At 73.2% G+C, this 26,955-nt stretch carries 26 protein-coding genes; 7 read left to right on the top strand and 19 right to left on the bottom strand.

Translation table 11 applies throughout. The features are described from left to right. Positions 1-72: 72 nt before the first annotated feature. From smpB to V5D56_RS11240, 14 genes are all read right to left on the bottom strand, one after another. Entirely contained in the window at positions 73-543 is a 471-nt protein-coding gene (gene smpB / locus V5D56_RS11305) for an SsrA-binding protein SmpB (RefSeq protein WP_435735444.1), read from the bottom strand. 132 nt (positions 544-675) lie between these two features. Then, positions 676-2,085 (bottom strand): peptidoglycan DD-metalloendopeptidase family protein, encoded by a 1,410-nt coding sequence (locus tag V5D56_RS11300; protein ID WP_435735443.1) that lies wholly within the window; start codon positions 2,083-2,085, stop codon positions 676-678. 1 nt (position 2,086) lies between these two features. After that, the gene (ftsX, locus tag V5D56_RS11295; protein WP_435735442.1) at positions 2,087-2,998 is read right to left on the bottom strand and encodes a permease-like cell division protein FtsX; all 912 of its coding nucleotides are present in this window, start codon (positions 2,996-2,998) and stop codon (positions 2,087-2,089) included. Positions 2,999-3,003: 5 nt separating this feature from the next. Then, positions 3,004-3,897: a cell division ATP-binding protein FtsE gene (gene ftsE / locus V5D56_RS11290; RefSeq protein WP_435735441.1), complete on the bottom strand. Its 894-nt coding sequence runs from the start codon at positions 3,895-3,897 to the stop codon at positions 3,004-3,006. A 149-nt stretch (positions 3,898-4,046) separates the two neighbouring features. Next, positions 4,047-5,171, bottom strand: coding sequence for a peptide chain release factor 2 (gene prfB / locus V5D56_RS11285; protein WP_435735440.1), 1,125 nt, complete (start codon positions 5,169-5,171; stop codon positions 4,047-4,049). Between the two features lie 155 nt (positions 5,172-5,326). Further along, positions 5,327-6,568 (bottom strand): hypothetical protein, encoded by a 1,242-nt coding sequence (locus V5D56_RS11280; protein WP_435735439.1) that lies wholly within the window; start codon positions 6,566-6,568, stop codon positions 5,327-5,329. Positions 6,569-6,646: 78 nt separating this feature from the next. Then, positions 6,647-7,312, bottom strand: coding sequence for a hypothetical protein (locus V5D56_RS11275; protein WP_435735438.1), 666 nt, complete (start codon positions 7,310-7,312; stop codon positions 6,647-6,649). Between the two features lie 174 nt (positions 7,313-7,486). After that, on the bottom strand, positions 7,487-7,960 hold the full coding sequence (locus V5D56_RS11270) for a pilus assembly protein TadG-related protein (protein ID WP_435735437.1): 474 nt from the start codon (positions 7,958-7,960) through the stop codon (positions 7,487-7,489). Continuing rightward, the gene (locus tag V5D56_RS11265; protein WP_435735436.1) at positions 7,957-8,520 is read right to left on the bottom strand and encodes a pilus assembly protein; all 564 of its coding nucleotides are present in this window, start codon (positions 8,518-8,520) and stop codon (positions 7,957-7,959) included. The genes V5D56_RS11270 and V5D56_RS11265 overlap by 4 nt, the downstream gene beginning before the upstream one ends. Further along, positions 8,517-8,864 (bottom strand): TadE/TadG family type IV pilus assembly protein, encoded by a 348-nt coding sequence (locus V5D56_RS11260; RefSeq protein ID WP_435735435.1) that lies wholly within the window; start codon positions 8,862-8,864, stop codon positions 8,517-8,519. The genes V5D56_RS11265 and V5D56_RS11260 overlap by 4 nt, the downstream gene beginning before the upstream one ends. Positions 8,865-8,932: 68 nt before the next feature. Then, positions 8,933-9,151 carry a hypothetical protein gene (locus V5D56_RS11255; protein ID WP_435735434.1) on the bottom strand — a complete coding sequence of 73 codons (219 nt, stop codon included), beginning with the start codon at positions 9,149-9,151 and terminating at the stop codon, positions 8,933-8,935. Between the two features lie 120 nt (positions 9,152-9,271). Further along, on the bottom strand, positions 9,272-10,213 hold the full coding sequence (locus V5D56_RS11250; protein ID WP_435735433.1) for a type II secretion system F family protein: 942 nt from the start codon (positions 10,211-10,213) through the stop codon (positions 9,272-9,274). After that, on the bottom strand, positions 10,210-11,070 hold the full coding sequence (locus V5D56_RS11245) for a type II secretion system F family protein (protein WP_435735432.1): 861 nt from the start codon (positions 11,068-11,070) through the stop codon (positions 10,210-10,212). The genes V5D56_RS11250 and V5D56_RS11245 overlap by 4 nt, the downstream gene beginning before the upstream one ends. 1 nt (position 11,071) lies before the next feature. Further along, the gene (locus V5D56_RS11240; RefSeq protein ID WP_435735431.1) at positions 11,072-12,358 is read right to left on the bottom strand and encodes a CpaF family protein; all 1,287 of its coding nucleotides are present in this window, start codon (positions 12,356-12,358) and stop codon (positions 11,072-11,074) included. A 204-nt stretch (positions 12,359-12,562) separates the two neighbouring features. Here V5D56_RS11240 and V5D56_RS11235 point away from each other — a divergent pair, with 204 nt between their 5' ends. Further along, positions 12,563-13,792 (top strand): pyridoxal phosphate-dependent aminotransferase, encoded by a 1,230-nt coding sequence (locus V5D56_RS11235; RefSeq protein WP_435735430.1) that lies wholly within the window; start codon positions 12,563-12,565, stop codon positions 13,790-13,792. Positions 13,793-13,831: 39 nt separating this feature from the next. Here the strand turns inward: V5D56_RS11235 and V5D56_RS11230 are convergent, their stop codons facing one another. The 3 genes from V5D56_RS11230 to V5D56_RS11220 all read right to left on the bottom strand — a co-directional run bounded on the left by V5D56_RS11230 (position 13,832) and on the right by V5D56_RS11220 (position 18,891). Beyond that, the gene (locus V5D56_RS11230) at positions 13,832-15,151 is read right to left on the bottom strand and encodes an LCP family glycopolymer transferase (protein WP_435735429.1); all 1,320 of its coding nucleotides are present in this window, start codon (positions 15,149-15,151) and stop codon (positions 13,832-13,834) included. A 137-nt stretch (positions 15,152-15,288) separates the two neighbouring features. Next, positions 15,289-17,568, bottom strand: a complete 2,280-nt coding sequence (locus tag V5D56_RS11225) for an esterase-like activity of phytase family protein (RefSeq protein ID WP_435735428.1) — start codon at positions 17,566-17,568, stop codon at positions 15,289-15,291. A gap of 87 nt (positions 17,569-17,655) precedes the next feature. Beyond that, a complete protein-coding gene (locus V5D56_RS11220; protein ID WP_435735427.1) occupies positions 17,656-18,891 on the bottom strand; it encodes a multidrug effflux MFS transporter in 1,236 nt (411 codons plus the stop codon). 127 nt (positions 18,892-19,018) lie between these two features. Here V5D56_RS11220 and V5D56_RS11215 point away from each other — a divergent pair, with 127 nt between their 5' ends. After that, entirely contained in the window at positions 19,019-19,783 is a 765-nt protein-coding gene (locus V5D56_RS11215; protein WP_435735426.1) for an SOS response-associated peptidase, read from the top strand. Positions 19,784-19,787: 4 nt separating this feature from the next. On the opposite strand, the gene V5D56_RS11210 is transcribed toward V5D56_RS11215, so the two are convergent. Both V5D56_RS11210 and V5D56_RS11205 read right to left on the bottom strand, forming a co-directional pair. Continuing rightward, on the bottom strand, positions 19,788-20,918 hold the full coding sequence (locus V5D56_RS11210; protein WP_435735425.1) for an adenylate/guanylate cyclase domain-containing protein: 1,131 nt from the start codon (positions 20,916-20,918) through the stop codon (positions 19,788-19,790). A gap of 113 nt (positions 20,919-21,031) precedes the next feature. Continuing rightward, positions 21,032-21,949, bottom strand: coding sequence for a biotin--[acetyl-CoA-carboxylase] ligase (locus tag V5D56_RS11205; RefSeq protein WP_435735424.1), 918 nt, complete (start codon positions 21,947-21,949; stop codon positions 21,032-21,034). A gap of 152 nt (positions 21,950-22,101) precedes the next feature. Here V5D56_RS11205 and V5D56_RS11200 point away from each other — a divergent pair, with 152 nt between their 5' ends. The 5 genes from V5D56_RS11200 (at position 22,102) to V5D56_RS11180 (ending at position 26,952) form a co-directional block, all read left to right on the top strand. Then, on the top strand, positions 22,102-23,703 hold the full coding sequence (locus V5D56_RS11200) for an acyl-CoA carboxylase subunit beta (RefSeq protein ID WP_435739008.1): 1,602 nt from the start codon (positions 22,102-22,104) through the stop codon (positions 23,701-23,703). 52 nt (positions 23,704-23,755) lie between these two features. Next, a complete protein-coding gene (locus V5D56_RS11195; protein ID WP_435735423.1) occupies positions 23,756-24,298 on the top strand; it encodes a hypothetical protein in 543 nt (180 codons plus the stop codon). Beyond that, positions 24,295-24,549, top strand: coding sequence for an acyl-CoA carboxylase epsilon subunit (locus tag V5D56_RS11190; RefSeq protein WP_435735422.1), 255 nt, complete (start codon positions 24,295-24,297; stop codon positions 24,547-24,549). Before V5D56_RS11195 ends, V5D56_RS11190 begins: the two co-directional genes overlap by 4 nt. Beyond that, positions 24,546-25,169, top strand: a complete 624-nt coding sequence (locus V5D56_RS11185) for a hypothetical protein (RefSeq protein ID WP_435735421.1) — start codon at positions 24,546-24,548, stop codon at positions 25,167-25,169. Before V5D56_RS11190 ends, V5D56_RS11185 begins: the two co-directional genes overlap by 4 nt. An 88-nt stretch (positions 25,170-25,257) precedes the next feature. After that, complete coding sequence (locus V5D56_RS11180; protein ID WP_435739007.1) at positions 25,258-26,952, top strand: DUF885 domain-containing protein; 1,695 nt, start codon at positions 25,258-25,260, stop codon at positions 26,950-26,952. The last annotated feature ends 3 nt before the right edge of the window (positions 26,953-26,955 follow it).

The raw sequence follows: 26,955 nt of genomic DNA, 5'->3' as shown, positions 1-26,955 counted from the left end.
CGCGGCCGCGTCCACCAGCCCTGCCGCACCATCCAGGACGCACGCCCGGCGGTGTCGGCGCACGACGCGGCGTCAGCGCATCTCGCGCTGACGCATGGCCCGCAGCGCCTCGCGGTTGTCCTGCTTCTCCCGCAGCGCCTGGCGTTTGTCGTACTCCTTCTTGCCGCGCGCGAGCGCGATCTCGATCTTGGCGCGGCCGTCGAGGAAGTAGAGCTGGAGCGGGACCACCGTGTGGCCCTTCTCGCGCGTCTTGGCCTCGAGCCGCAGGATCTCCTCCTTGTGCAGGAGGAGCTTGCGCTTGCGCCGCGGCGCGTGGTTGTTCCACGTGCCCTCGGTGTACTCGGGGATGTGGACGTTCTCGAGCCACGCCTCGCCCCGATCCACGTCGACGTAGCCGTCGGCGAGCGACGCGCGCCCCATGCGCAGCGCCTTGACCTCGGTGCCGCTGAGGACGATCCCCGCCTCGAGCACGTCCTCGATGACGTAGTCGTGCCGTGCCTTGCGGTTGCTGGCGACGACCTTGCGGCCGCTGTCCTTCGCCATGTGGTCCTACCGTCCTCGTGGGTCTGCCGCTGGTCGCGGCCTGGTGCTCGGGCGCCGGCGCGCGGTCGCGCACCGGGCCGTCAGGCTACGGGTGCCCGACGCCGCCCGGTACCGATTATCCCGCAGGTACGGCTACAGCCGGCTCATCGGGTCGACGGTGTTCCCGTCGACGTAGACCTCGAAGTGGAGGTGGCACGCGCTCGAGGTCCCCGTGTTGCCCGAGTACCCGACGATCGAGCCCTTGTCGACCCACTGCCCCGACGAGACCGCGAACCGCGACAGGTGGTTGTAGCTCGTCATGACGCTCTGCCCGCCCATGATGCCGTGGTTGACGAGTACCTGGTTGCCCAGGCCGCCGTAGCGCCGGGCGAAGAGCACCGTGCCGGACGCCGACGCGATGATCGGGGTGCCGCAGTAGGCCCGGAAGTCGGTCCCGGCGTGCAGTCGCCAGATCCCGAGCGTCGGGTGCAGGCGCATGCCGTAGCTCGACGTGATGTGCGGGACGGCCGTCGGGTAGGACAGCCCGCTCGACGTCGGGGGCGGCGGGGCGGGCGCGACGCTCCCGCCGCCTCCACCGCCGCCTCCTCCGCCCTGGTTCTGCTGCTCCTGCCGGCGGCGCTCCTCCTCCTGACGACGCCGCTCGGCCTCCTCGGCGATCTTGCGGTCGCGCTCAGCCTGCTCGGCGATGATGCCCTTGAGCTCGCTCTGCAGCGACGCCTGGTCCTTCTCGTTCTGCTCGATCTGCTTCAGCGCCGCGGCCTTGCGGTCCTCGATCGTCGCCTTCTTGGCCTGCTGCTCCACGATGAGCTGCTCGACCTCCGCCTTGCGGTCGGCGGCAGCCTTGCGCGCCGCCTCCGCCTCGACGACGTTCTGGTCGGCCTGCGCCTTGAGGTCGGTGATCGTCTCGCGGACCGCCTCGAGCCGGGCCTCGCGGTTGCGTCCGACCGCCTCCGCCTCCTGGAGCTCCTGGAGCGTCCTGGACTGGCTGCGGGCCGCCGTCGACGACGCGGCGTACTCCTCGATGAACTCCTCGGTGCTCTCGGCCCCCGTGACGATGCCGAGGCTCGACACGTCGCCCTGGCCCCGGTAGGCGCTGCGCGCCATCTCGGCGATGCTCGACCGCGCGTCGGCCACCTGCGTCGCGCTCTGCTCGATCTCCTGGGCGATCGACGCCTCCTGCGCGAGCGCGTCCTCGAGGCGCTGCGCGAGCAGCTCCGCCTCGCGCTGCGTGCGCTCGACCTCGGCCTCGGCCGCCTCGAGCTCGGCCTGGGCGACGGGCAGGCGGGCCTCGATCTCCTGGAGGTCGAGCACGGCCTGCTGCAGCTCGGCGTCGGTGCCCTCGAGCTCGGCGGCGAGCTGCTCGCGGTTGCCGAGGATCTCCTGCTGCCGGCGCTCGGCGGCCGCCCTCCGGTCGTCGATGTCGTCGGCGCTCGCTCCCGTGACGACGCCGGTGACGAGGACGACCGCGGCGAGCACGGCGGCGAGCAGACGCCGCGGGGACCGGGCCGCACCGCGGCGTGCAGGACTGTTCGTGGGGGTCATCTCACACCCTCGTGTGGCGGTTGAGCGTGACGACCGAGGAGATGGCCGCCAGAAGGAACGCGATGCCGACGAGGACCGGCGCGATCGCCAGGACGTCCGACTCGTCGACGTAGGCCACCCACGTGACGGACTGCGAGAGCCAGTCGGTCACGAGGTACTTCACGCCGACCCACAGCCCGCCGACGGCGAGCAGCGCGCCGACGACGGCGGCTATCGCCCCCTCGAGCAGGAACGGGAGCTGGATGAAGAGGTTGGACGCGCCGACGAGCCGCATGATCCCCGTCTCGCGCCGTCGGCTGAGCGCGGAGAGCCGGATCGTCGTCGTGATGAGCAGGACGGCCGCGAGCAGCATGACCGCGGCCAGCCCGGCGGACAGCAGCGAGGCGCGGTTGAGCGCGAGGAACAGCGAGTCGAAGATGCGGCGCTGGTCCTCGACCACCTCGACGCCCGGCCGGCCCGTGACCACGTCGTTGACGACCTCGTAGTTCTCCGGGTTCGTGAGCTTGAGCCGGAAGGACGCCTGCATGTCCTCGACCGTGAGCTCCGTGCCGAGGTAGCCATCGGGGTAGCGCTCCGTGAACGCCTCGAACGCGTCGTCCTTGGACTCGAAGTACACGGTCTGGATCTCGTCGCCGAGCTCGGACTCGAACACGTCCTCCAGCGCGGCGATCTGCTCGGGGCTGGCCTCGCCGCCGGCGCACGTCGGCTCCGGGGAGCCCACCGGGCAGAGGAAGACGGAGACCTCGACCTTGTCGTACCAGTCGTCCTTGAGCTTGTCGATCTGCGCCTGGAGCAGCAGCGAGGCACCGACGAACGTCAGCGACACAAACGTCACGAGCACCACGGAGACCGTCATCGACAGGTTGCGACGCAGGCCCTGGCCGATCTCGGTGAGGATGAACTGGAGGCGCACGCCGCTCACTCCCCCGCCGCGGCCTCGGCGTGCCGCCGGGCCTTGAGCGCGCTCTCGCGACGGACGACGACGCTCGTCGGGGTGGACGCGGGCGCTGCGGCCGGCGTGGCACCGGGCGCTCCGGCGACGGCGTCCGGGTCGTCGAGCGGCGGCTCCGGCACCCCCTCCGGGGCGTCCTGCGCGGGAGGGACCGTCGGGTCGGGGATCACCTGGCCGCGCGCGCCGTAGGCACCGTGCGCCTGGTCGCGCACGAGCGATCCCGTGTCGAGCTCGAGCACGCGCTTGCGCATCTGGTTGACGATCTCCTCGTCGTGCGTCGCCATGACGACCGTGGTGCCCGTGCGGTTGATGCGGTCCAGCAGGCGCATGATCCCGAGCGAGGTCGTGGGGTCGAGGTTCCCGGTCGGCTCGTCGGCGAGCAGGATGGGCGGCCGGTTGACCATCGCGCGCGCGATGGCGACGCGCTGCTGCTCACCGCCGGACAGCTCGTGGGGACGTCGCTTCTCCTTGCCCTTGAGCCCGACCATCTCGAGCGTCTCGGGCACCGTGATCGCGATCGTGTGCCGGGGTGTGCCGATGACCTGGAGCGCGAACGCGACGTTCTCGAAGACGGTCTTGTTGGGCAGGAGCCGGAAGTCCTGGAACACGACGCCGATCTGGCGCCGCAGGTGCGGCACCTTCCAGGACGACAGGCGGCCGAGGTCGCGTCCCGCGACGAAGACCTTGCCCTTCGTCGGCCGCTCCTCGCGCAGGATGAGGTGCAGGCACGTCGACTTCCCGGAGCCCGACGCCCCGACGAGGAACACGAACTCGCCGCGCCGGACCTCCAGGGACACGTCGTCGACCGCGGGTCGCGCGCCGCGCGCGTAGACCTTGGAGACGTTCTCGAAGCGGATCACGGCAGGCACAACTCTCGGGTCAGGGAGCGAACCAGGTTCGCCGGACGTTCGAGAGTAGGCACGGCCGCACGGGCCGCCGCGGCGGACACGCCGCGGTCACGCGCATCGGATCGTTGCTCCAGTCACCCGCTCGGCGGGTGCTGCGGAGGTCAGGCGTCGACCTGAGCCGCGCGACGCCAGCGGATCCCGGCCTCGATGAAGCCGTCGATGTCGCCGTCGAACACTCCGGAGGTGTTGCCCACCTCGTGCTCCGTGCGCAGGTCCTTGACCATCTGGTACGGGTGCAGCACGTACGAGCGCATCTGGTCGCCCCAGCTCGCCTTGATGTCGCCCGCGAGCTCCTTCTTCTTCGCGCTCTCCTCCTCCTGGCGCACGAGCAGCAGGCGGGACTGGAGCACGCGCAGCGCGGCGGCGCGGTTCTGGATCTGCGACTTCTCGTTCTGCATCGACACCACGATGCCCGTCGGGATGTGCGTCATGCGCACCGCCGAGTCGGTCGTGTTGACGGACTGGCCGCCCGGGCCCGACGAGCGGAACACGTCGACCTTGATCTCCGACTCCGGGATCTCGATCGAGTCGGTCTGCTCGATGAGCGGGATGACCTCGACGGCGGCGAACGACGTCTGGCGGCGGCCCTGGTTGTCGAACGGCGAGATGCGCACGAGGCGGTGCGTGCCCGCCTCGACCGACAGGTGCCCGAACGCGTAGGGCGCCTTGACCTCGAACGTCGCCGACTTCAGGCCCGCCTCCTCCGCGTAGGAGGTGTCGAGCACGGTCGTCGGGTAGCCGTGACGCTCGGCCCAGCGCAGGTACATGCGCATCAGCATCTCGGCGAAGTCCGCGGCGTCCACGCCACCGGCGCCCGAGCGGATCGTCACGACCGCTTCGCGCGCGTCGTACTCGCCCGCGAGGAGCGTGCGCACCTCGAGCAGGTCGAGGTCCTTGCGGATCGCGGCGATCTCGCCCTCCGCCTCCTCGAGCGCGGCCGCGAGGTCCGGGTCGTCGCCCATCTCCTGGCCCATCTCGACCAGGGTCTCGACGTCGTCGATGCGCTGCCCGAGCTTCTTCACCCGGTCCAGCTCCGACTGCGCGGCCGACAGCGCGGAGGTCACCTTCTGCGCCGCGTCCGGGTCGTCCCACAGGTCGGGCGCCGACGCCTTCTCGGACAGGTCGGCGATCTTCGCGCGCAGGACCTCCGGGTCGCTCACGCTCTCGATGGACTCGAGCGTGCTGCGCAGCGCCTTGATCTCGGCGGGAAAGTCGATGGTGGCCACGAGGTTCAAGGTTACGCGACCTCACGGGCGCGGGCTGCCGTCGGGTGTCGGCCGTGCGGGCGGGGTACCAGCCGCGCCGGTGGGCTCTCGGTCGTGCGGACGGGTACGCGATGGTGCGCACGGGCGCCGCCGGGTGCCCGACGGCGCCGCGCACGTCAGGTCGTCGGCTCGCCCTTCACGGCGCCACCCGTACGCCCGGCGGTCTCGCCGGGTGACGCGTCGGTGGTCGTCACAGAGCCACCGTCCGCTCGGTCCCGCTCGGCTGCGGCCCGGCGGCCCTCGTCGCGCGCCTTCGCGAGCATGTCCTCGAGCCGCTTGCGCCGGCGACGGCGCTCGTCGCGGATGCCGAGGAAGAGGACCAGCAGGATCGCGAGCAGCAAGAGCTGCGGGAGCGGGATGGCCCACGTGGTGACCGTCGTGGTGACCGGCTCGAGCTGGGCGGCGTCGATCTCGTCCTCCGCCACGGGGACGGGCGTGACGGTGACCGTGGTGGTCACCGGACCGAGAGGCCAGACCTGGTCGACCTCGACCGTCCGGCTCATCGACCCGCCCGGGAGGATCTCGGTCATGGGCTCCCCCGCGGCGTCCTGCGACGCGAGTCCGAAGAGCGCGGACGTCTCGACCGTGCTGTCGGCGCCAAGGCGGATGTTGCCGTCGTTCACGACGTCGTAGGAGACGCGCACCTCGCCCGGGGCGAACGGATTCCACGACGGCGTGTACGACGCCTTGACCTCCGGCACGGTCAGCACCGGCTGGACCTCGCCGGTGGCCCGCATCATGACCCGGAATCCGACCCGGCTCTGGAGCCCGACCGTTCCCCCCTCACTCTGGATCGAGGCCGCGATGCCCGCCGGGTGATCGCCCGGCGTCGCGTCGGCCGGAACGGTGATCGTGAACGGGACCACCGTCGTCTCGCCGCCCGGCACGGTGACGCTCTCCTGGACGTCGATCCAGGTGCCGCCGTCGACGGACTCCTCGTCGTCCGAGAGCATGTTGAAGCGCCCGCGCTCGGTGAGGTACCCGTCGGCGGCAGAGAGCGCGAAGGTCACCGGGTCCTCGCCGAAGTTGCGGACCGCGAGGTGCTCGGTCACCACGGCGCCCGGGTCGAGCTCCAGCTCCATGAAGCGCCGCCCGTCGGGACCGTCCTCGTTCGCGGGCTGCACCGCCCACGTGACGGTCGGGTCGGCGGTGTCGGTGGCGACAGCACCGGCGCCGGCCGGAGCAGAGGACGCCGCGGGCGTCGCGATCGAGGGGAGCGCGGCGGCTGGAAGCACGGTCGGTGCGGTCGCGCTCGCAGGGAGCGGGGAGCCGAGGACCGTGAGCCCGGCGACGCCGAGAGCCGCGAACGCTGCGGCGACGCGTCGGCCGGGCCGAACGGTCGGGAGAGCTGTTGTCACTGCTGTTCCTTACAACGCGAAGCGGGGGCCGCGACATGCGCGGCCCCCGCTCACCGAACTGGTCTCAGGCGTTCGCCGTCACTCGAAGAGCGAGAGGGTGAGCGTCGAGGTGTACGAACCGGCCTCGACGTCCGTGCCGGTACGGAGGAAGAGGTCCGCGTCCAGGGAGAACGCACCCTGCTCCGCGACACCGGCCGAGCTGAACGTCGAGACGAGGAACTCCTCGTTCACGAGGCCCACGTTGTTGCCGGGATCGGTCGGCTCGTCGAGCACCGTGACGACCTCCTGGCCCTCGGAGACGAGTCCGGTCTCGTCACCCTCCACAGGGTTCGGCGTCCAGCCGAGGTGACCGGCGGAGATGACGTTCGCCGGGTTGGCGGAGTCCACGAAGTCGCTCGCGGACCCGGTGACGGCCCACGCGGCCTCCTCCGGGATGCCCTCGACATCGCGCGTGTCGGTGACCGTGACCGTCGGGAGGGTGCCGAGGAACTCGCGGATCTCCGGTCGGGTGTTCGCCGTGTTCTCCGTGAGCGTCGTCGCATTGGTGGCGACCGAGAACGCCAGGACGCCGGGCTCCTCGATCGGGGCGATCTCGACGTTGACGTCGACACCCTTGGGGTCGGGGGTGGCCTCGTCGGCCGTGGCGGCGGACGACAGAGCGACCGTGCCGATGAGCATCGCACCGAGGGCACCCCCGGCGACGAGCTGCTTCCTTGCTCGTGCATTCATGTTGTTGATCTCCATCGTTGGAGTGGTGTTGTCGGACCGGATCACCATAACGGTGAACCACGCGGATGCACAGAGAAGAACGTGGGTCGTCAACCAAAGTTAAGAAAGTGAACGAATGGGTGGGCGATCACTCGCGCACCCTTGCGCACTGTCCTCTCCCTGATCGTTCGTCGTCGAACGCGTCGACGGCTACCACGCTCGTGCACGTGACTCCGCACGCACGATGATGCCATCTGACCAGAGCTGAGTCACCCAGCTGACCATCGCGGGTCGCGCGACGGAGACGAGCGAGACCTCCGCGGTCCGGCCGTCGGGGGTCGACGCGTCCACCACGCGCACGTCGTGGAGACCTGCGACGGCGTCGGGATGACGGCTCAGGTACTCCTGGACGTCCGTCCTGATCTCGGCGTCCGAGAGCGTGAGGACACCCTCCTGTTCGGGCCGGTCCGCGTTCCCGACGTAGAACGTCTCGTGCGTCATCGAGTCCGCCGCGGTCAGGGCGAGCGCGTCGGCGAGGTCGAACAGGCGCTTGCGCTCCAGGTGCACCTGCGTCGCGCTCACGACGACGGTCACGAGCAGCAGGGCGAACGCGACGAACGCCGAGGTGAGGAGCATGATCTGGCCGCTCTCCCGGTCGGACGCGTGCTCGCCGCGGGCCGTCACGGTCGCCTCGCGGCGTACTCGTCCACCGCGGCGACGTAGCGCGCCTCGACCGGTACGGCGAGGGGCACGGCGTCGCGCACGAACGCCGGGACGAGCGGCAGCGGGACCTCGACCCGGACGTGGGCCGCGACCTCGCTCCCGGGCTGCAGGCAGGGCTGCGCGGAGCAGGTCACCGCGAGCGCCGCCGCAGGGTCGACCTCCGTGAAGCCCTGGTCGCCGAGAGCGATCCCGACCGCCGCGACGGCCCTCGACGCGCCGTCCGCGCTCGACGGTGCGGTGACGAACGCGCGCGCCGCCTCCCGGGCCGAACCTTCCACGGCGAACGTCGCCGCCTGCACCCGGCCGAGCGTGAGCACGAGATACATGACCGGCACGAGCAGCACGAGCGCGACGCCGAGGAACTCCACGACGGCGTTGCCGCGCTCGGCCCCGTCCTCACCGGGTCGGGGGCCGAGCGCGCGGCCGACCAGGGCGCGGAGCGCTCGACGAACCCCGTGCGCCGCTCCGGGCACCGGTGCACGGGCCGGTGCACGAGGCGTCGAGCAGGCGGGCCGCCTCACGTGCCCTCCTCCAGCGCATGCCCCTCGACCGTGATCGCTCCCGACGGCCCGAGCAGCCCGACCACGGGCAGCGGCGCCGAGACCGTCACCTCGACGACCGGCAGCCCGTCGAGCGTGGTCGCCCGCGCCGTCACGTCCTGCGCGTAGCGCTCGGACAACGACGCCGCGATGAGCTCCCTGGTCCGGGCGACGCCGTCGGCGGCGCCCCGGTCGGCACGTCCCGCGACCCTCGCGCCCTCGGCGGCGCAGTCGACCAGGGTCGAGCGCACGTGCACGGCGAGCGCCACCTGGACCACACCCAGGAAGAGGACGAGCACGAGGATGGAGACGAGGGTGAAGTCCACGACGGCCGATCCCCGCTCGCCGGGCGGTGCTTGTCTCAACCGCGGTGTCGGCGCTGGCCGCGACACGGTCAGGGTCCGCTGACGCTGCTGATCGCCTCGCTGAACGCCGCCGTCAGCGCAGGTCCGGCGACCGCCCAGAGCGCGATGACGAGGCCGGCGGTCATGAGGGTGATGAGCACCCATCCCGGGACGTCGCCGCGCTCGACGTCTCCCCCCGTCACGCGGCGCAGAGCTCGCCGCGCGATCGTGGACGTGGTACCCGTGATCCTGCCGATCAGCCCCTGCATCTCTCATGTCCTTTCGTCGCGACGGCCGTCTCTCAGCCGTCCGTTCGTCACCGTGCGACGTCGTCCGCACGACATCCTGCGCTCGGCGTCCAGCTCGTCCGGTCCGCCGTCCCGCGCTCGTCAGAAACCGATCCGCAATGTCGCGATCGAGGGGAAGACCGCGAACACGACGGTCACCGGCAGGATGAGGAACACGACCGGGACCATCATGAGCACCTCCTTGCGCCCACCGGACTCCATGAGCGCCCGGCGACCGGTCTCGCGGACGTCCTGCGCCTGGGCGCGCAGGACCTCCGCGAGCGGCGTGCCGCGCTCCACGGCGACCGCGACGCCCTCGGCGAACCGCGTCAGGCTGGCGAGCGACGTCCGGTCGGCCAGCTGCTCGAGCGCGCGCGTGAGCGTGGTCCCGGCCCGGACCGAGGCGAGGGTCGTCGCCAGCTCGGCCGACAGCTCTCCGCGTGCGGTCGTCGCGACCCGCTCGAGCGCTGCCACCGGACCCTCGCCCGCGCTCACGGCCAGGGCGAGCAGCTCCGCGACGGTGGGGAACTCCGCGAGCATGCGCTCCTCGCGTCGTCGCACCGCGCGGGCGAGGTGCTGGTCGCACGCCAGCAGACCGCCCACGCCGCACAGCAGGGTGATCAGGAGGAGCGCGACCACCGAGGAGCCGCGCGTCGCCGCGAGGAGCACCGCGAACAGCGTGCCGGCTGCCAGACCGAGGACACCCCAGACGAGCTGACGGGCACGGAACTGGTCGACGCTCTCGGAGCGACCGGCCCGGTCGAGCCGGCGGCGGGTCTCGGCCCTCGTCGACCCGAACCGGTCGAGCGCCCGTCCGGCGTCCGCGAGCCAGGGCGCGACGAGCCGCTCGAGCGTCGGGAACGGTGTGTGCACCGGCTGGTCGCGGAGCAGTGCCGACGTCGCGTCGTGCGTGCGCAGGTACGGAGCGAGCCGCTCGTCGAGCCGGATCGCGCGCCCACGCACCCCCGAGACGACGAGCAGGATCCCGAGGCCGCCGAACGCCCCGACGGCGGCCCCCACCCAGGAGAACTCGACGACGGTCATCGCAGGACCCTCTCTTCCTCCGGCAACCGACCGATCCGCAGCATGAGCTGGTAGGCGACGACCGTGCAGGCCGCCCCGCCCGCGAGGACCAGCGCACCGGTCACCGAGTTGTACGCCGCTGCGGTCTCGGGGCGGGTCGCGAGGAAGGCGAGGACCACCCAGGGACCGGCCACGGCGAGGCGCGCGCCGTTGACCGTCCACGACTGGCGCGCCTCGAGCTCGCCGCGCGTCCGCGCGTCCTCCCGGAGGAACGCCGAGAGGGTGCGCAGGAGCCGTCCGAGATCCGTCCCGCCGACGTCTCGCGTCAGGCGCAGCGCCTCGACGATGCGGTCGGCCACCGGATCGGCCAGGCGGCCCTTGAGCGCGTCGAGGCAGTCACCGAACCGCCCGCTGGCGCGGTAGTCCTGCGCGAAGAGCAGGAACGGGCCCCGCAGCTCGACCGGTCCCCGGTCCCCGAGCTGCCCGACGGCCTCCGGCAGCGACAGACCCGCACGGACACCGGACGCCAGGTGGTCCACGACCTCGGGCCAGACGTCACGGAGCCGCGCACGCCGACGGCGCGCGCGGGACCGGACGAGCATGACGGGCGCCGAGGCGGCGATCAGGGCGAAGCACGCGGCGATGGTCAGCGAACGGGTCAGGACGCCGGCGACGAGGACCACGACGAGCCCGACGCCGACGCTGCTCGCGACGAGCGCGCGCGGCGTGACCGACGGCGCACCGGCCTGCACGAGCAGGTCCTGTGTCCGCGCGGACCAGCCGTCGTCGCGACGCGGGCGTCGGGGCGACGGTTCCCAGAACGACCACCAGACGCTGAAGAGCCCGGCACCGAGCAGCAGTCCCACGGCGACCCCCACGTCAACGCACCCCCGACCACGCGACGTCGGGCAGGGTGCCCGGTTCGTCGGGCAGGCCGTGCCGCAGCACCGCGCCGAGGTCGATCCCGGCCCGCGCGAACCTGTCTGCCGCGGGTGGGTAGCCGTCCGCCCGCACCAGCCGGTCACCGGAGCGGACGAAGAGCTCGGACGTCTCGACGATGCCTTCCTCCACCCGCCCCGGGACGCCGAGGATCTCGCGGACCCGTCGGCGGCCGTCCACGTCCACGCCGAGGTGGACCACGAGGTCGACCGCCGACGCGACGGTCGGCACGACGAACCGGTCCGAGACGTTCTCCCCCGCGAGCAGGGGCAGCGTGCACATCTTGCTGAGCGCCTCACGCGCCGAGTTCGCGTGGATGGTGCACATCCCAGGAACTCCTGCGTTCAACGCGATGAGCAGGTCGAAGCTCTCCGCCTCGCGGACCTCGCCGATGACGATGCGGTCGGGGCGCATGCGCAGCGCCTCCTTGACGAGGCGCCGCAGCGGGATCTCGCCCGTCCCCTCGAGGCTCGGCTGGCGGCACTGCATCGACACGATGTCGCGCACCGCGAACCGCAGCTCGAAGACCTCCTCGCAGGTGATGACGCGCTGCGTCGCGGGGATCGAGCCGGCGAGAGCGTTGAGCATCGTCGTCTTGCCCGCCTGGGTGGCGCCGGCGACGAGGATGTTCAGGCCCGCTCGCACGGCGGCGTCGAGGAACGCCGCCGCCTGCGGGGTGAGCGACCCGAGGCGCACCAGGTCGTCGAGGTGCGCCGCGCGCACGACGTGCTTGCGGATGTTGACGGCGAGCTCGGTCCGGGTGACGTCCGGGATGACCACGTGGAGGCGTTCGCCTCCCGGCAGCGCGGCGTCGACGAACGGGCTCGACAGGTCGAGGCGGCGTCCGGACGAGCGCAGCATCTGCTCGACGAGGTCACGCACCTGCTGCCCCGTGAGGATCGTCGTCGTCAACTCGGACTCGCCCCCGCGCGCGACGAACACCTGGTGCGGGGCGTTGATCCAGATCTCCTCGACCGCGGGGTCGTCGAGGTACTGCTGGAGCGGCCCGAGCCCGGCGACGGCGTCGACGACGGCGCGCCCTGCGCCGGTCGGGTCGGCGAGCGGGACGACCGCGCCGATGGCGCTGCGCGTCTCGTAGTCGGCGATCGCGTCCCGCACGAGCCGGTCGACGGCGGCCCGGTCGCGCGCCGGGTCGACCCCGCGGCGTCGGACGAGCTCGCGCACCTCGCTCTCGAGCACGGCGATGCCGTGCGCGTCGACAGACATCCGCGCGTTCCCCCCGCTCCCCCTGCTCGGCAACCGTTGCCGCGCACCGATCGAACTGGGCCAGACAGTAGGGCATCTCGCGTCGTCGCGGCAGACCCCCTGTGGACACGCCGTCTCGACGCGCGGAATCTCGCCGATCCCTCCGGCTCGCCCGCGCCGCGCGTCCCACATCCTGGGCGCAGGCGCCGCCAGTAGGGTCGGGCCATGACTCCTCCGTCCGGTCCCCTCCCGCCCGGCCGCTGGCAGGACGCCGCACGCGCGACGGGGCTCCTCCGCGCGGACGGCACGGTCGCGTCGACGATCTTCGCCGAGATGACCGACCTCGCGCGGCGCACGGGCGCGATCAACCTGGGCCAGGGCTTCCCCGACGTCGACGGCCCCGCGACGGTGAAGCACGCGGCGCAGCGCGCGATCGAGGAGGGGCACAACCAGTACCCGCCGGGCCCGGGGATCCTCGAGCTGCGCAACGCCGTCGCGGCCCACCAGTACCGGCACTACGGCCTCGACCCCGACCCGGAGACCGAGGTCCTCGTGACCACGGGGGCGACGGAGGCGATCGCCGCGACGGTCCTCGCGCTCGCGGGGCCGGGCGACGACGTCGTCACGCTCGAGCCGTTCTACGACTCCCACGCCGCGAGCATCGCCCTCGCCGGGGCGCGCCACGTCACGGTGCCGCTCGTCCCGGGCGCCGACCGCTTTCACCTCGACGTCGAGGCCCTGCGCGCCGCGGTCACCGACCGCACGCGCCTCATCCTCGTCAACACCCCGCACAACCCGACGGGCACGGTCCTGACGCTCGACGAGCTCGACGCGATCGCCGCCGTCGCGCGCCGCCACGACGCGGTCGTCGTCACCGACGAGGTCTACGAGCACCTGACGTTCGACGACACCGAGCACGTGCCGATCGCCACGCTCCCGGGGATGCGCGACCGCACGATCACCATCTCGTCGGCGGGCAAGACGTTCTCGTTCACCGGCTGGAAGATCGGCTGGCTCCACGGACCGGCACCGCTCGTCACGGCCGTGCGCACGGTCAAGCAGTTCCTCACCTACACGTCGGGCGCACCGTTCCAGCCCGCGATCGCCGACGCGCTCTCGGACGACGAGACGCCCCGCGCCCTCGCCGACTCGCTCGCCGCGCGCCGCGACCTGCTGTGCTCGGGGCTCGTCGCCGCCGGGTTCGACGTCGTCGTGCCGCAGGGCACCTACTTCGTCGTGGCCGACGGCGCCCCGCTGGGCTTCGACGACGGCGTCGCCCTGTGCCGGGAGCTGCCCGCGCTCGCGGGCGTCGTCGCCGTCCCGGTGAGCGCGTTCTGCACCCCGGGTTCGACGACGGCGCGCGCCCTCGCCTCGCGCGTCCGGTTCACGTTCGTCAAGCGGGAGGACGTGCTGCACGAGGCGGTGGACCGGCTGCGGCGCGCGAGACGCCCCTGACGTCCGGCCGCCGACGGTGACCCGTCAGAGGAGCCGGCGTCAGGACGGCGGGCACACCCCGGGGAGCAGCGTCTCCACGGGGGTGGGCTCCACGGGAGCCGTGCCCGGGTCGGTCGCCCCGCCGTCGGCCGGTGGCTGACCGGCGTCCGCCGGAGGCTGGCCCGCGTCGGCCGGGGGCGCGGTGTCGGTGCCGGGCTGCTCCGTCCCGTCACCGGTCGTCGCGTCGTCGCGCGGGTCGACGGGCGCCTCGTGGCCGGGCGGTGGCTCGTCCGCGATGATGCGCTGCCAGATCGCGTCCGCCTCAGACGTCCACTCGACGCGGTACTGCTGGCGCGGCGAGTCGATGACGGGCAGCTCCGTGAACACGACCTCGGACGGGTTGATGTTCCGCAGGCTGAACGCGAGGCCCGCGAGCGCCGTCGGGTCCGCGATGGTGGGGTCGGCGCTGATGGAGCTGAGCACGGCCTGGATCATCCCGTAGAGCTGCGGCGAGTTGGTGATGAGGTCCTTCGACAGGATCTCGCGGACGGCGGAGTCGATGAACGCCTGCTGGCGCTGGATCCGGGCGAGGTCGCTGCCCATCTCGAGCCCCATGCCCTGTCCCTTGCGGGCACGCAGGAACTCGATGGACGTCCGACCGTCGAGTGCGTGCTTGCCGGCGGGGATGTTGAGGGCGGGCGAGTGGACGCCGCCCACGACGTCCTCGGGGAAGCACATCGTCACGCCGCCGATGGCGTCGACGACGCCGATGACGCCGGACATCTTGACGACGACGTGGTTCGTGATGGGGATCCCGGTGAGCTCCTGGACGGCCGTGATGGTGCACGCCGCGGCGTGGTCGAGGTCGTCGACCCCGCCGGAGCCGATCTCGAACGCGGAGTTGAACATGCCGTACTGGGGTGAGGACATCGACCCGTCGGGCAGGGTGCACGCGGGGATCTCGACGAGCGAGTCGCGCGGGATCGACACGACCTCCATGCGCGTCCGGTCGCCCGACACGTGCGCGATGAAGGTCGTGTCGGAGCGCATGCCCTCCTCCTCGCCGGCGAGGGCCGCGTTCTCGGCATCGCGGTAGTCGGTGCCCATCACCAGGATGTTGAGGGCGCGGCCGGCGAAGGGGTCGTCGGGGTCCTTCGGTGGCTCGACGGTCGGTCCGCCGACCACGAGGTCGGAGACGTCGCTCACCGTGATCTTCGACCTGAGGTCGAGGTAGACCGCCCCGGCGCCGACGGCGGCGAAGCTCAGGGCGCCGGTGACGACGAGGCCGACGGCCCGCGCGACGCGGTGGGAGGCGAGCCTGCGGGCGTGGTGCGGGCCGCCCGATGCGCGGGGCGCGGTCGGCTCGGAAGATCTGGGCACCCCCTGAGGGTAGGGCCAGCACGGGGAGGCATGCGCGCGACGTCTCGCCGAAGCGGTGAAGGTGACGCGAAGACGACGACGCGGGGCGCCGTCGGGCGGGTGCCCGACGACGCCCCGCGGGGTAGGCCTGCGGCGCCTCAGCGGTTCACGACGGCGGCGACACCCAGGTCGGGCTGGTCGGTGAAGAACCCGTCCATGCCGGCGTCGAGGAAGACCTGGATCTCCCCCCCGAGGTCGCCGTGCGCGGCCGGGTCGGCGCTGGAGCGGAAGTCGGCGGCCAGGAACTGGTTCTCGGCGCGGAACGTCCAGCCGTGCACCTCGAGCCCGGCGCGGTGCGCGTCGCGGATCACGGCCGTCGGCTCGCCGAGCGTGCCGTCGGCGCGGCGCGGGATCATGACGTTCTTCTCGAGGCCCACGCCGTCGGCGTAGCGGGCGATCTCGCGCAGCCCGGAGCGCGTCACGAGGTCGGCGTACGTGCGGGGGTCGCCGGCGGCGACGAGGTCGTAGGGGGCGCCGGAGCTGCTCACGAGCTGCGCGATGTCGACCTTCGTCATCCGGTCGAGCTCGCGCAGGTTGCCGGTCTCGAAGGACTGGATGATCACGGGTGCCTTCTTCGAGTCGAGGCCCGCGTCCTTCAGCGCGGCGACGAGCGGCTCCTCGAGCGAGAGCCCGATCGAGTCGAAGTACGTCGGGTGCTTCGTCTCCGGGTAGACCCCGACCTGCTCGCCGTCGCACGTCACCGAGTGGCGCGCGAGGTCGAGGACCTCGGCGAGCGTCGGGACGGGGTAGAGACCGTCGAACGCCGTGTTGCCGGGGCGGACCGCGGGGATGCGCTCCTTGGCGCGCAGCGTCCGCAGCTCGGCGAGCGTGAAGTCCTCGGTGAACCAGCCGGTGAGGCTCGCGCCGTCGATCACCTTGGTCGTGCGGCGGTCGGCGAACTCGGCGCGGGTGGAGACGTCCGTCGTGCCACCGATCTCGTTCTCGTGCCGTGCGACGAGCACGCCGTCCTTCGTGGAGACCACGTCGGGCTCGATGTAGTCGGCGCACTGCTGGATCGCCAGCTCGTAGGCGGCGAGCGTGTGCTCCGGGCGGTAGCCGCTCGCGCCGCGGTGCGCGACGACGGTGACGTCGTCGGTGGCGACGCGCTCCTTGCGCAGCTCGACGACCGCCATCTCCGTGTCGTCGGGCGTGCCGGGGACGCGCGCGTCGTTGCCCGGGTAGTTGTTGTCGTTGCCGATGAGCAGTCGGCCGTCCCGGAGCTGGACGACGGTCTCGAACGACTGCACGGGCAGGGCGAACGGGTCGCCCGTGCCGTAGCCGTCGCCGGCTCCGATGCCGTGCGGGTTGGCGATCTTCAGGGCGTCGAGCACGAGCTCCTTCTCGAGGTTCCCCGCACGGTCCTGCTCGCTGAGGTCCACGCGGTACACGCGCTTGATGACGGACTGCTCGCCCTCGAAGTCGTCGCGCTCGACGAGGAGGAGCTCGTCGCCGCCGACCATGAATGCGTCCCCCACGACGTTCGCGTCGGTGTCGACGCGGTACGTCCAGGTCCGGTCGGTGTAGCGGCCCGACCTCGTGTCGAGCTGCCGCACGACGCGGTCGCGCGGGTCGTCGCCGACGAGCGCGCCCTCGAGCACCGGGTAGAGGTAGCGGCCGTCGCGCGAGCCGGCGAGCGCCTCGAAGCCGCGGCTCGACCCGACGGTCGGCGTCTCGCCCGGCGCGAGGTACGGGTTGGCCGGTGACTTGCCGTCGGGGGACGGCACCGGGGCGGACAGGACCTTGCCCGTCGCGTCGACGTGCACGAGGAACGGCCCGAACTCCTCGCCGATCCAGAAGCTGCCGTCCTTCGCGCGCACCACGGACTCGATGTCGAGGTCCGCCCCGGTGAGCAGCCGCTCCTCGGTGTCCTCGTGGACGATCGGGAAGTCCAGCCGGTGGTCGGGGTCACGCAGCGAGATGTGCTCGCCGACCTCGATCTCCCCCGCGCCGCCGCGCGCCGTCTCCCAGTGCGGCGTCACGCGGTACAGGCGCAGGAGGAAGTCGGCGGAGTTGCCCTTGGCGCCGAACCCGTTGTCCGGCTGGGCCCAGAAGGTGCCGTCGCCGTTGTCGATCATGGCCGAGAAGCCCGGGACCACCTGCCCGTCGAACGGGCCCTGACGCCCGTTGGCGGGGGTGGCGAGCGCGCCCGACGGCGGCCCCTCCTCGAGGTGGTCGGCCGACAGCGTGGCCCGCGCGACGAGGGTGGGGACGGTGGTCCAGGTGCGGCCGGACCCGTGCCCGCCGCCCTGCCCGGCTGAGCCGTGGCTCCGTAGGGCGTCGGACGTGGCGGGGCCGGTCGCGGCGGTGGCGGTCACAGGAACGAGGAGCGTCGCGGCGACCGTGGCGGCGACGACCTTGAGCACGACTGTGGGTCTCATGAGGTCGATCACAACGCCGTCGGGCGTCGCCCGCATGTCCGGCGGGCGACGGTTCGACGACGACTCGGTGGCCTGCGGGTGACGACCTCAGACGGGCGTGTGCCAGCCGCCCTTGCGGAAGGCGGGCGTAGCGAGCCCGAGCACGAGCAGCGAGGCGACGACCGCGCCGAGCATGACGGTCGCCATCGCGACCGCGTCGCCGCCGAGCACGCCGACGAGCGGGCTCACGAGGCCCGCGACGCCCGACTGGAAGGCGCCGATGACCGCGGCCGCGGTCCCCGCGATCTCGCCGTGGCGCGAGAGCGCGAGCGCGGACGCGTTCGCGGGGATGAGGCCCTGCAGCGAGAGCACGAGGAAGAGGGCCACGAGGATCCCGCCGAGACCGCCCGCGCCCGAGACCGCGACGACCACGAGCCCGACGGCGAAGACGCCCTGCACGACGAGCGCCGTCCGCAGGAGGCGGATCGGCGCGACCCGGCGCACGAGCGACGCGTTGAGCTGGGCCGACAGCACGAGCCCGATGCCGTTGACCGCGAAGAGGGCCGCGAACTGCCCGTGGCTGAGCCCGTAGCCCTCCTGGAGCACGAAGGGCGACCCCACGACGTAGCTCATGAGCACCGCCTGCCCGAGCCCGGGGAGCACGGCGAGCGCGACGAAGTGCCGGTCGCGCAGGAGGCTGCCGTACCCGCGCAGGACGGTCCGGGTGCCCGCCGGCCGGCGGCGCTCGAGGGGCAGGGACTCCGGCATCCAGAGCGCGACGATCGCGGCGAGCGCGATCCCGCCCAGCGCGAGCACCCAGAACACGGCGCGCCACGACGCGTGCACCCCGATGAACGACCCGATCGACGGCGCGAGCAGCGGCGCGAGGCCGATGACGAGCATGAGCCGTGAGAGCACGCGGGCGGCGTCGGACCCGGTGAACCGGTCGCGGATCGCGGCGATCGCGACGACCGACGCCGACGCGTTGAAGAACCCCTGCAGGACCCGCAGCGCGATGAGCATGCCGATGTTGGGCGCGAGCGCGCACAGCAGCGACGTGACGACGTGCAGGGTCAGGCCGACCATGACGGGCAGGCGACGCCCGTAGCGGTCCGAGAGCGGGCCGATGACGAGCTGCCCCACCGCGCCGCCGACGAGCATGCCCGAGAGCGTGAGCTGCGCGAGCGAGTCCGGGGCGCCGAGCTCGGCGCCGACCTCCGGAAGGAGCGGCAGGTACATGTCGACGGTGAGCGCGGGGAGCGTCGCGAGCGCTCCGAGCAGCAGCACCCAGCGGGCGGAGGACCTCGGTCGGGGCATGGCGGAGTCGGCCGAGGGGGAGGGCATGGGGGCTATCGTATCGATTCGATCCCGAGATGGTCGCCCCGGGCGACGTGATTCGCCTCTCCCCGACCCGGCGGCCGCGCGCGTCGCGACCGTGCCCGGTGTGGGCGCCGTGCGGCACCCTGGAACCATGTGCGGACGCTATGCCTCCTTCCGGGACGCCCAGGACCTCGCCGACGAGTTCGCCGTCGCCGACGTGGCCGACGACGCGCGCCTCCTGCCGCCGTCGTGGAACCTCGCCCCGACGGACCCGGTGCGGATCGTCGTCGAGCGGGCTGCCAAGGACACGGGCGAGGTCCGGCGGTCGTTGCGCGTCGCGCGCTGGGGACTCGTCCCGTCATGGTCGAAGAGCCCCGCGGGCGGTGCGCGCATGATCAACGCGCGGGCCGAGACGATCCTCGACAAGCCCGCGTTCGCGAAGCCCTTCGGCGTCCGCCGCTGCCTCGTCCCCGCCGACGGCTACTACGAGTGGCGTCCCCTGCCCGACGGCGCGTCCCCCGCGGGCGACGAGGCGCGCCCCCGGCGGGGCAAGACGCCGAAGCAGCCGTACTACATCGAGCCCGGCGACGGCCGCGGCGCGGCGTTCGCCGGCCTCTACGAGTTCTGGCGAGACCGGACCAAGGCCGACGACGACCCGGACCGCTGGCTCGTGTCGACGACGATCGTCACGACCGACGCCGCGCCGTACCTCGCGGAGATCCACGACCGGATGCCGCTCGTCCTGCCCCCGGACGCCTGGGACGCGTGGCTGGACCCGGCGGTCGACGCGAAGGGCGCCGCCGACCTGCTGGGCCTCGGCGGGCCGCACGACGACGTCCCGATGGTGGCGCGCGAGGTGCCGACCCTGGTCAACACCGTCGCGAACGACGGCCCCGGGCTGCTCGCCCCGGTCTGAACGATCAGCCCCGGTAGGCCCACTGGAGCCGGACGGGCTCGATCGTCCCGAGGCCCTGGACCTCGCGCTCGGGCTGCGCCGTGAGCGCGAACCGCGGGTCGCGCGCGAGCATGCCCGCGGTGTCGCGGTCGACGAGCACGGTCGTCGGGTCCGCGATGTCCACGAGCCGCGCGGCGAGGTTCACGCTCGGCCCGAACACGTCCCCGAACCGCGAGAGCACGCGCCCCCACACGAGGCTGACGCGCACGGGCGGGACGTCGACGTCCTCCTCGCGGCCGCCCGCCGCGGCCAGGCCGAGCGCGACCCTCGCGCCGGTGGCCACGTCGTCCGCGACGTAGAGGACCGCGTCCCCGATCGTCTTGACGACCCGCCCGCCCGCCGCCGTGATGACGTCGCGCGCGCTCGTCTCGAAGAGCTGGACGAACTCGGCGAGCTCGCTCGACCCGAGGCCGCGCGTGCGCTGCGTGAAAGACACGATGTCCGCGAACCCGACGGCACGCGGCAGCGGGAGCGCGTGCTCGTCGACGGCCGTGTCGCGCGCCTGCGAGAACTCGACCGCGAACCGCCCGGCGACCGCGGCGAGCTGGCGCCGCCATGCGTGCAGGAGCTGTTCCTCCAGGATCGGGGCCAGGTCGGGCAGGCGGTCGAGGACGAGGAGCCGCGCGCTGGTGTCGTCGAGGTCGAACCGGCGCGTCAGGTGCTCGACGAGCGCCTCGACCTGCCAGAGCACGAGCCGCTCGGTCGTGTGCCCCGTGGAGCGGATGAGGGTCGTCAGTGCGCGGTCGTCGAGCTGCTCGGACTCGGAGAACGCGAAGACGTCGGCGAGCGCCTGCGCGTCGAGCTCGGTGAACGCGCGCTCCTCGCCCTCTGTGATCGGCAGCCCGAGGGCCTGCCAGTAGGCGCGGACCCGGGTCTCGTCGACGCCGGCACGCTGCGCGAGACGCTCGACCGTGAGGGTGCGAGGACCGCCGAGCAGCGCCTCGTCCAGGACGGCCTCCGTCGCGGCGCCTCCGTCGTCGGAGGCGTCGGTGTCGGTGGCGGTGTCGGTGGCGGTGTCGGCGGTGCGGGCGTCACGCTCCGGGCCGGGCACGACCGTCTCGTGGTTCCGGTCTACGGCGTCGTTCTGCTCGGGCACCCCGCGATCCTACGACCCAGGCGGCCACGGCGACCGAGCCCGGCCGAGCCTCCCGAGCAGTACGTCGCGGGGGGTCGCCGGCAGCCGCCGGACGGCACCGCCGCGCCGGCCGGTCAGGCCTGCGGGCGCAGGTGGTGCACGTCGCCGCTGTGCTGGACGCTCGTGGTGCCGTCGTCGTGCCGGACGACGAGCCCGCCGTCGGCGGCGAGCCCCGTCGCGGTCCCGACGATCTCGTCCCCACCGACCCTCTCGACCCGCACGCGCGTGCCGATGGTCGCGCACACCCGCAGGAGGTCGGCGTCGAGGCCGGCCGCGCCCGCGTCCCCGCCCGCGGTCTGCCAGCGGACCACGACCTCGTGGAACGCCTCCTCGAGCGCGACGAGGAGCACCTCGCGGTCGGTCGTCGCGGCGCCGGCGAGGGCCAGCGACGTCGCGGTCGGCACGGGGAGCTCGTCGCGAGCCTGCGTGACGTTGAGGCCGACGCCGACGACCACGCCGCCGTCGGGCAGCACCTCCGCGAGGATCCCCGCGACCTTGCGCGACGACCGCGCTGCGTCCGGGCGAGAGGACACCGCAGCATCCTGCGGTTCGGAGACGGCGCCCGGGTCCGGGACGAGCACGTCGTTGGGCCACTTCACGACGGCGTCGACGCCGGCCGTCGCGCGCAGCGCCCGGACCGTCGCCAGCCCGGCGAGCAGCGGCAACCAGCTCAGCGCCTCGCGCGGGACGTCAGGACGCAGCAGGAGGGAGCCGAGGAGCGCGGCGCGCGGCGGCGTCGTCCAGGCCCGCCCGAGCCGACCCCGCCCGCCCGCCTGGTGCTCCGCGACGAGCAACGCCGGGGCAGGCCAGGCAGCCGGGTCCGCGGCCACGGCGCGCGCGAGCTCGGCGTTCGTGGACGCCGACTCCTCGACGACCTCGAGCCGCGCGAGCGGCCCCGCGGGCCGGACGAGCAGCTCGCGCAGGAAGTCCACCCGCAGCGCGGGCCGCGCCGGGTCGCCGGGCCGGGACTCGCCGTCGGGCACGCTCACCATGGCGACATCCTCCCACCGGCCCCTGCGGCCCTGGTTGTCGACATCCACCAACGTCGCGCCCCGCCGCGCTGGCGACGACCGCATCGAGGTGGCCCGACCCACCAACTAGGCTCGACGTCGTGACCGAACCTGCCACGACGACCGACGCGCACGTGACGACCGACGGCGACGCCTCGCGCCTCACCGGGACGGCGGCGAAGCTCGCGGACCTCGACCGCCGCCGCGCCGAGGCGACGACCGTCCCCGAGGAGGCGGCGCGCGAGAAGCAGCACGCGCGCGGCAAGAAGACGGCGCGCGAGCGCATCGACGCGCTGCTCGACGAGGGGAGCTTCGTCGAGCTGGACGCGTTCGCCAAGCACCGCTCGGTCAACTTCGGCCTGGAGAAGAAGCGTCTGGCGGGCGACGGCGTCGTCGTCGGGCACGGGACGATCGACGGCCGCCAGGTGTGCGTGTACAGCCAGGACTTCACGGTGTTCGGCGGGAGCCTCGGCGAGGTGCACGGCCAGAAGATCACCAAGGTGCAGGACCTCGCGCTGCGCACGGGCGTCCCGCTGATCGGCATCAGCGACGGCGGTGGCGCCCGCATCCAGGAGGGCGTCGCGGCGCTCACGCAGTTCGCGGAGATCTTCCGGCGCAACGTCGCGTCGTCGGGCGTGATCCCGCAGATCTCGCTCATCCTCGGCCCGAGCGCGGGCGGCGCCGTCTACTCCCCCGCCTTGACCGACTTCATCGTCATGGCGGACAAGACGTCGAACATGTTCATCACGGGCCCGGACGTCATCCGCGCGGTGACGGGCGAGGACGTGGGCTTCGAGGAGCTCGGTGGCGCGCTGACGCACAACGAGAAGTCCGGCGTCGCGCACTACCTGGGCGCCGACGAGGACGACGCGATCGACTACGTGCGCCACCTCGTGTCGTACCTGCCGCAGAACAACCTGTCGGACGCGCCGTCGTTCCCGCCGGAGGACACCGAGCTGGAGGTGACCGACGAGGACCTCGAGCTCGACGCGCTCGTCCCCGACTCGGACTCCCAGCCGTACGACATGCGCACGGTGATCGAGCACGTGCTCGACGAGGGCGCGTTCCTCGAGGTGCAGCCGCTCTTCGCGAAGAACATCGTGGTCGGGTTCGGGCACGTCGAGGGCCAGTCGGTGGGCGTCGTCGCGAACCAGCCGCTGTCGATGGCCGGGACGCTCGACATCGACGCCGCGGAGAAGGCGGCGCGGTTCGTGCGCACGTGCGACGCGTTCAACATCCCGGTGCTCACGCTCGTCGACGTGCCGGGCTTCCTCCCGGGGGTGGACCAGGAGCACCAGGGCATCATCCGCCGCGGCGCGAAGCTCATCTACGCGTACGCCGAGGCCACGGTCCCGCTCGTCACGGTCATCACGCGCAAGGCGTACGGCGGCGCGTACATCGTCATGGGCTCCAAGCAGCTCGGCGCGGACGTCAACCTCGCGTGGCCGACGGCGCAGGTCGCCGTCATGGGCGCGGGCGGCGCGGTGAACATCCTGCAGCGTGCGGCGCTCAAGCGGGCGGCCGACGCGGGCGAGGACGTGGACGCGGAGCGCGCGCGCCTCGTCGCCGAGTACGAGGACGCGATCGTCAACCCGTGGGACGCCGCGGAGCGCGGTTACGTCGACGCGGTGATCCGGCCGTCGGAGACGCGCGTGCAGGTCGTGCGGGCGCTGCGGGCGCTGCGCACCAAGCGCGCGAGCCTGCCCCCGAAGAAGCACGGGAACATCCCGCTGTGAGCGCCGCCCCCGGAACCCTGGACGACGGACGCAGCACGCGGAGGGAGAGCGCATGAGCCACGAGGACGCGACGCACGGACCGGCCCCGCTGGGGTCCGTCGACCCGGCGCCGATGCACGCCGCGGTCGACGCGCTCGCGGCGGCGCTGCACGAGTACGTCGGGGCGGCGGTCGGCGTGCGCGCCGAGTTCGGCGCGCACGAGGCCGACGAGGACCCGCGCATCCTCGCGCTCGAGGAGAAGGTCGGGACGCTCAACGCCCGGCTGTTCGACCAGCTCCACGGCTCGCTCGGCATGCACCCCGACCTCACGTCGTCGGTGTGGGAGCCCGAGGAGGGCGAGGAGCACGCTGCACCGCGGGACGAGACCTCGCGCGACGAGGTGGCGGAGGAGTTCTACCTCGGGTTCGTCGTGGCGCCGCCCGCGGGGACGACGGACGTCGGTCTCGACGACGTGGTCGGCCTCCTCGACGACGCCGGCTCCGCGGTGGTCGCGCGGCTCGTGGACTCGGGCTTCGACGTCGTCGAGTGGACGGCCTCGCGCGGCGACGCGTTCGACGACCTGGACGACGACGACGGCACGGAGGGCGGCCGGTGACCGAGCAGCACCGCCCCAGCGTGCGCGTCGTGCGCGGCACGCCCGACGACGTCGAGGTCGCGGCGCTGGTCGCGGGCCTCGCGGCCGCCGCGGCGGCGTCGGAGCTTCCCGACGACGTCGCGCCCGTCGCGGAGTGGACCAACCGCGCCCGCGGGCTGCGCGGCACCGGGGCCGGGGCGACCGCGAAGAGCTTTGGCGGCCGGTCCGGCCGGCACAACGCCGACGCGTGGCGCTGGAGCCTGCACTCGTGACCGCCGCCCCGCGCGTGCGCCGCCTGCCGGTGCGCTCGGTCCTGGTCGAGCTCCCGGCGTCCCCCGACGCGGTGGAGAGCGACCCGACGTCGCTCCCGACGCCCGGCAGGGTCGCCGCCTGGCGACGTTGGGGCTGGGCCGTCGCGCTCGTCCCGACGGTCGCCCTCATCGTCTACCAGCGCCTCGCGGCGGGTCGCGACTGGGCCGTGCCGGAGGCCGTCGTCGTCGCCGCGACCGTCGGGCTCGCGGTGACCGCGCTGCTCGCGCTCGTGCGCTACCAGGACGACCGCGGTGCGGCGACCGTCGAACGGGGACGACGCGCGCTGCTCGACGCGCCGGTCCGTGCGACGGGCACGTTCACGCCCACGGGCTCGGACAAGGACCCGGCCGCCGGGCTCCTCACCGTGACCCCCGCGTCGGGCGACAGCCTCTCCCGGCCCGTGCGCGTCGTCGTGCCGGAGGGCGTGAGCGGCCCGCGCGCGGGCGACCCGCTCGCCGTCTGGCACGCCGCGGCCGACGAGGACGCGACGGGCGTCCTGCTCGTGCGCTACCACCGGGAGTGGGCCGACGACCTCCTCGCGGCCCTGCGCCCGCCGGAGGAGCGGGCCCCGGACGCCTGACCGGCGAACGGGCACGAGTAGGCTCTGCGGCGTGACCGACACCACCCCTTCCGGTACCCCTGCCGCCGCGAGCTCCGACAGCCTCCACGTGACCCGCGAGCCCACGGCGATCGACGCCGTCGCCGAGGCGTACACGACCCGTCTCGCGGAGCTCGACCCGTTCCAGGCGACGGCGATGGGCCTCACCGGGTACGACCACCTCGTCACCGACCTGTCCCCCGCGGGCCACGAGGCCCGCGCCGAGGCGGACCGCGCGGTGCTGCGCGAGCTCGACGGTCTCGAGCCGGTCGACGACGTCGACCGCGTGACCCTCGCCGCGATGCGCGAGCGCGTCGGCCTCCAGCTCGAGCTGCACGACGCCGGCGAGACGCTCGCGAGCCTCAACAACATCGCGTCGCCCGTGCAGGAGCTGCGCGACGTGTTCGACCTCATGCCGACGGGCACCGTCGAGGCGTGGGAGAACGTCGCCGCACGCCTCAACGGGCTGCCCGGCGCGATCGACGGCTACATGGCGTCGCTGGCGGAGGCCGCGTCGCGCGGGAACGTCGCCGCGATCCGCCAGGTCCGCATCGGCGTGCAGCAGTCCCGCGAGCTCGCCGACGCGCAGACGTCGTTCTTCACGACCTTCGTCCAGGGCGAGGAGGCCGCGGCCGTCCTCGACGAGTCCTCGGCGTGCTCGCTCGTGCGTGCGGAGCTCGAGCGGGGCGCCACCGCGGCGCGCGAGGCCTACGGGCGGCTCGCCGACTTCCTCGAGACGACGCTGGCCCCGCAGGCGCGCACCGAGGACGCGGTCGGGCGCGAGCGGTACGCGCTCCTGTCGCGCACGTTCCTCGGCGCCGAGGTCGACCTCGACGAGACGTACGCGTGGGGGCTGGAGGAGCTCGCGCGCGTCGTCGCGGAGCAGGAGGAGATCGCGCGGCGCATCGCCGGTCCCGGCGCGAGCGTCGAGGACGCCGTCGCCGCGCTCGACGCCGACCCGTCCCGCACGCTGCGCGGGACGGACGCCCTCCGGTCGTGGATGCAGGAGACGTCGGACGCCGCGATCACCGCGCTGAACGGCACGCACTTCGACATCCCCGCGCCGGTCCTCGACCTCGAGTGCATGATCGCCCCGACCCAGACCGGCGGGATCTACTACACCCCGCCGAGCGACGACTTCTCGCGCCCGGGCCGCATGTGGTGGTCGGTGCCCGCCGACGTCACGGAGTTCAACACGTGGCGCGAGAAGACGACCGTCTTCCACGAGGGCGTCCCCGGCCACCACCTCCAGTGCGGCCAGGCGGTGTACGCGCGGGCCACGCTCAACACGTGGCGGCGCCTCGCGTGCTGGGTCTCCGGCCACGGCGAGGGCTGGGCCCTGTACGCGGAGCGCCTCATGGCCGACCTGGGCTTCCTCGAGGACGACGGCGACCGGTTCGGCATGCTCGACGCGCAGCGCATGCGCGCGGCGCGCGTCGTGCTCGACATCGGGGTCCACCTCGGTCTGGAGTGCCCCGAGGAGTGGGGTGGCGGGATCTGGGACGCGGACAAGGCGTGGACGTTCCTCAAGGCCAACGTCAACATGCCCGAGTCGTTCGTGCGCTTCGAGCTCGACCGCTACCTCGGGTGGGCGGGCCAGGCGCCGTCGTACAAGGTCGGCCAGCGACTGTGGGAGCAGACCCGCGACGCCGCGCGCGCGGCCGCCGAGGCGCGCGGCGAGACGTTCGACGTCAAGGCGTTCCACGAGCGGGCGCTCAACCTCGGGTCCGTCGGTCTGGACGTGCTGCGCGGCGCGCTGGCCTGACGC

Origin of the sequence: Cellulosimicrobium sp. PMB13 (genome assembly GCF_051294865.1) — a bacterium.
Classification (GTDB): Bacteria; Actinomycetota; Actinomycetes; order Actinomycetales; family Cellulomonadaceae; genus Cellulosimicrobium.
This window is presented reverse-complemented; position numbering and strand designations above follow the sequence as displayed.